1 protein-coding gene is annotated in these 1,494 nt (G+C 32.5%); it reads left to right on the forward strand.

What is annotated here, in order from left to right; all coding sequences use genetic code 11:
- Positions 1–1,494: hypothetical protein (locus C6H25_RS07830; RefSeq protein WP_158653908.1), on the forward strand; the 1,494-nt coding region annotated here is incomplete at both ends.

Raw genomic sequence — 1,494 nt, forward strand, 5'->3', positions numbered from 1 at the left:
GGGGGGGGGGGGGTATAATTCTCCCCTAAAAGATAAACAACCTAAAAATTTCAACCCAAAACACAATCAAGACCATACATCTCATGCTGAAAATAATCCAAATGATAATCAAAAATCTAAAACAACTAACCCTAAACAAAATCCTTTAGATAATGGGGAAACAAACAACCCAAAACACAATCAAGACCATACATCTCATGCTGAAAATAATCCAAATGATAATCAAAAATCTAAAACAACTAACCCTAAACAAAATCCTTTAGATAATGGGGAAACAAACAACTCTAATAAAATAAAAGCCATAAAGTCTCTACTAACAGAATACAAAAATCCTAATGGTAATAATGGTCTATCAGGTATTTTTAATGGGAGTTTTAATAGCACAGATAATAGCAATACTGAAATTGTAAAAGTCCTTGAAAAAGGTGTCAATACTATTCTTAAAGAGTTAAACGCCCCTAATGGTTTAACAACTAATAAAGATAAGATTATTACCCAACTAGATAATCTTATTTCTTCTATTCAAAACAATACTTATGGTTCAAGTTCTCAAACTTGCACCTATCCAAATTGCATGAACACTTCTAATGGAGTTTTGAGCCAAGCCTTTTTTACAATGATAAAAGACGCTATTGAAAATAATGGAGAGATTAATCCTACTTATGCCAAGCTTTATGGGGTGTATAATATTGTTCAAAATGTTTCCTCCATTGGTGAGATTTGCATACAAGGAAGTGGCAAAGATACAATCCTTTCATGTAATAATGTGCCACATATGACTGAAGCTATCAAAGATATAATAGGGGTAAATGGTTCATTATACCATCTATATCCAGCTACTCAAGAGTTTACAGACAAAATTAAAGAAATCCAACCCCTTTTAGAAACCTTACTTTCACAAAATAGCGATAATCAAGCAATCAAACAAAAGATAGAAAACGCTCTTGCTAGCATTGATAGCTATAACGCTATGCTTAAATCAACGAATAAGAATTTTGTAAGCTTTCTTTATAATATGGAAAATTTAATTCAAGCTCCACTAATTGGGATTAAATCTTTTCCTAGTTTAAATGAGCCAGAAAAATACAGACCAACAGCCCCCACAAAAAAAAAACAAGAACAAGCCTACCAACTCACGCAAAAATTATGGAATGAAGTTTCTAACATTGCTATGAATATCCATAACTCCATACAACTAGGACAAGATTTAAAAACACTTGCCAATACCTTAAACGCCAATCATGTAGAGTTGCTTAATAATGCCATAGGCAGTCTAACACAATTGGCTTGTAACAATAAAACAAATTTTTGTATCTCTAATCTAAAAACTAGTATGCAAGATTTAATGCCTCAAGACGAACACTTACCCACATGGTCTTTTATATCCCTACCCCCCAAACTCAACACTTATAACGAATTACAATCTTCTAAACCCATAGCCTTAGCAAGTCTAGGCACTTTAGCTAGTATGTTCAATCAAATGAATTATTTAAG

Origin of the sequence: Helicobacter cetorum, assembly GCF_900198405.1 — a bacterium.
Lineage (GTDB): Bacteria > Campylobacterota > Campylobacteria > Campylobacterales > Helicobacteraceae > Helicobacter > Helicobacter cetorum_C.